The organism is Streptomyces sp. NPDC054765, assembly GCF_053612065.1.
Map to the genome: position 1 here is coordinate 1 of NZ_JBSHBP010000144.1, position 3,112 is coordinate 3,112.

Annotated in this window: 3 protein-coding genes and 1 pseudogene; 1 reads left to right on the forward strand and 3 read right to left on the reverse strand. The window is 66.4% G+C overall.

Going from position 1 to position 3,112, the window contains the following annotated elements; genetic code table 11:
* Positions 1–10: 10 nt before the first annotated feature.
* Together ACWGJY_RS37435 and ACWGJY_RS37440 are read right to left on the reverse strand one after the other, a co-directional pair.
* Complete coding sequence (locus tag ACWGJY_RS37435; protein ID WP_453265361.1) at positions 11–313, reverse strand: site-specific integrase; 303 nt, start codon at positions 311–313, stop codon at positions 11–13.
* A 185-nt stretch (positions 314–498) separates the two neighbouring features.
* Positions 499–1,152: a TetR/AcrR family transcriptional regulator gene (locus ACWGJY_RS37440; RefSeq protein WP_453265362.1), complete on the reverse strand. Its 654-nt coding sequence runs from the start codon at positions 1,150–1,152 to the stop codon at positions 499–501.
* Between the two features lie 148 nt (positions 1,153–1,300).
* On the opposite strand from ACWGJY_RS37440, the gene ACWGJY_RS37445 reads away from it, so the two are divergent.
* Positions 1,301–2,059 carry an SDR family NAD(P)-dependent oxidoreductase gene (locus tag ACWGJY_RS37445; protein ID WP_363082379.1) on the forward strand — a complete coding sequence of 253 codons (759 nt, stop codon included), beginning with the start codon at positions 1,301–1,303 and terminating at the stop codon, positions 2,057–2,059.
* 47 nt (positions 2,060–2,106) lie between these two features.
* Here ACWGJY_RS37445 and ACWGJY_RS37450 read toward each other — a convergent pair.
* Positions 2,107–2,847, reverse strand: a pseudogene (locus tag ACWGJY_RS37450) (Tn3 family transposase); the annotation flags it as partial.
* Between the last annotated feature and the right edge of the window lie 265 nt (positions 2,848–3,112).

Here is a 3,112-nt window from a genome sequence, read left to right on the forward strand (position 1 = left end):
GCAGCCTCGGCTACCGCAGTCCCGCCGAATATGAGACCGCACTCGCAGCCTGACCACCACACCAATGGTGTCCGTCAAAGCGGAACAAGCTCACCTCTAGTCGCACATCCCGCCAGTCCAAGCCCCGGACGCCGAGGAAGGAGAACCAGTCCTTCAGATCATGCGCATACGCCTTGACCGTGTTCGGGGACCGCTCAATATCGGTGAGATAGGCCAGGTAGCGCTCGATCGGTTCGACCGGCGCGGCGTCCTCGCCGAGCACTGTCCATGACTCAAGCGGCGAGGACGACATCACCACGCGCTGTACGAGCATCGGACCTCCGGGGAATCTGCGTGATGGACAGCGGCAGATAACCACATCCATCAGGCAGTCCCCGGGGCCTCACTTGGGCTTGCTCAACATCAAGGACGCCCTTCGGGCGGCTCAAGATAACGATCGTTTACCGACATGCGCCGCTGAGTGGAGGCGTCGCGGATGTTGAGCATTGCGCGCCAGTGTCAACGTTCCGGCTTCGGGTCAGGCCGGCGGGTCGGGGTGTATCTGGCGAGCATGGTCTGGACGGCCTGTTCGACGGCGTCGTGGATGTCGGAGGCTGCGGGGTTCCAGTCGGTCAGCAGCATGCGGGGCCACAGGACGTAGTTGGCGATCATGCCGAGGAACTGGTTCGCGGCGCTCGCCGCGTCCGGGACATCAGCGTTGCCCGCCTCGTGCTCGGATTCCAAGTAGTCCTGAACGGAGGTGAAGTAGGGCAGTTTGCCGAGCTGGAACTGCATCCGTCCCAGTTCGGGGAAACGAGGCAGTTCGGCGATGACGATCCGGAAGAGGGCTGTCATGCCGGGCTGGCCAACCAGGTCGGCATAGCGGTGGCCGACGGTTGTCAGTCCGGAGCGCAGATCTCCGGTCTGTGGCCGCGCGGCAGCGTCGCCGGCGTCACGCTGCCAGGACTCGGTGACGATGGCCTCGAAGAGGGCCGCCTTAGTGGGGAACCGCTTGAACAGGGTGGACTTCGAGACCCCGGCCGCTTCGGCGATCCGGGCTAGTGAGGTGCCGTCGTAGCCACGATCCAGGAACAGTTCTGTGGCTGCGGTGGTGATCGCCTCGCGTTTCTGCTGAGCGAGTCTGCGGTGGTGTGCGGAGAGTTCTGCTGCCATGCGGACAGTATGCCGCAGACCCGAGGCGAGTCACTTGACTCGCCTCGGCAGTCCTGCTTACGGTACGAGAACAAGGCGAGTCGAGTGACTCGCCTCCTATCTGTGGCGCCGAGTGAATTCCGGTAGCCGCGCGGTGGAGGAACAGTTCATGACGATCGACAAGATCGCTTTGGTGACCGGTGCGAATCGCGGCCTCGGACGTGGCGCGGCCATCGCTCTGGCCACACGCGGGGTGCGGGTCTTGGTCACCCACCGCGGTGATGCGGCCGGGGCTGAGAAGACGGTGGAACAGGTGCAGGCGGTGGGTGGGACTGCCGCTGTTCTCCGGCTCGACATCAGCGACGTCTCCTCTTTCGCGTCCTTCACCTCCGAACTGAGCGAGCAGCTGGAGCGCTGGGGTACTTCGCGGCTCGACATCTTGGTCAACAACGCGGGAGTGGGGATCTTCGGACCGCTGGAGGACGTCACGATCGACGACTTCGACACGGTGATGGGCACCAACGTCCGGGGCACGTTCTTCCTCATCCAGTCACTTGTGCCGCTGCTGACCCAGGGCGGCCGCGTCATCAACGTCTCGACGTCACTGACCCGCCACACCAGCCCCGCCACCTCGGTCTACTCCGCCTCGAAGGCCGCCGTCGAAGCCCTGAGCCGTACCCTCGCCGCAGAACTCGGCCCGCGCGGAATCCGGGTCAACTCCATCGCCCCGGGACCGACCGCCACCGATTTCAACGGTGGAGCGATGCGGGACGACGCCGAGATGCGCCAGGTTCTGGCCGGGCAGACCGCGCTCGGCCGCGTCGGCGAACCTGAGGAGATCGGCGACGCCATCGCCACGCTGGCCTCCGAGGGCCTGCGCTGGGTCACCGCCCAGCGCATCGAGGTCTCCGGCGGCGCCCTCCTCTGAGCGACCGGGCGACGGCCTATAGAGACGCAGGCAGCGACGGCCCCGACTCACTCCCAGCCGGTCTCGTCCTCGTCCAGCTCCGGCGCATCGGGGTCCCGAAGTGGGCGCAGGACGCCGGCGGCGGGGGTCGAGGCGGTGAAGCTGTAGCGGCCGGGCAGGTTCAGGTTGCGGTGCTTGAGCGGGGAGAGCCGGGCGATGTCCTCCTCGCGGAGTTCGTGGCCCTCAGCCTGGAGCTGGGCGACGGCGGCGTCGATGTAGCGCGTCGTCCAGAGCACGATGGCGTTGAGGACCAGACCGAGCGCGCCGAGCTGGTCCTCAACGCCGTCGCGGTACGCCTGGTGGATGGTGCCGCGCTTGCCGTGGCACACATCGCGGGCGAGCTTGTGGCGAGACTCCTGCACGGTGAGCTGGCGGTTCATTTGCCGGCGGTAGGTGTCGTCGACCAGGTCGACCACGCGCAGCAGGTGTTCGGTCTTGGCGATGCGCCCGTATTCGGCGAACGCCTGCCCCAGCGGGGTGGGGCGTCCCTCGCGGCCGAACATCCGCAGCAGGTCGTAGGCACGGACCTGGTTGGTGACCAGGGAGCCGGCGACCTTCAGCATGTCCGGCCAGTGTGTGATCACCTTGTTCAGGTTGACCCGGTTACGGGCCAGCTCCTCCAGCACTCCGTACATTCCGGTCTCCACCCCGGGCATGGTCGCGCGCCAGAACCGCTGGTCGTCCAGGTCCCGGAACCGGGGGCTGAAGTTGTAGCCGAGGATCTTGAACAGGCCGAACACCATGTCGGAGCACGTCGTTGAAGCCGGCGGTCAGGCCGGTGGCATCCGCGAGATCGGCCAGCAGCCGCGATCCTGCGTGGCTGACCACTCCATGACCGTCGGTCGAGACGACGAGCTGGGGACGCGAGGCGGTGGTGTGCACGCAGAAAGTGCCTTCCTGCTGGAACGGCAGAAGCCTTAGGCCGACCGGCAAATGGATCACTTGAGGCGTCGGGTGGTGGGTCGGCCGTCCCAGCGGTAGCGGCTCGTTGCTCGGCGGATCAGTATGCGGAGG

What these genes read in the sequence shown, in the direction of transcription:
- ACWGJY_RS37435 (WP_453265361.1), bottom strand. Translation starts at nt 313, where the DNA reads ATGCTCGTACAGCGCGTGGTGATGTCGTCCTCGCCGCTTGAGTCATGG.
- ACWGJY_RS37440 (WP_453265362.1), bottom strand. Translation starts at nt 1,152, where the DNA reads ATGGCAGCAGAACTCTCCGCACACCACCGCAGACTCGCTCAGCAGAAA.
- ACWGJY_RS37445 (WP_363082379.1), top strand. Translation starts at nt 1,301, where the DNA reads ATGACGATCGACAAGATCGCTTTGGTGACCGGTGCGAATCGCGGCCTC.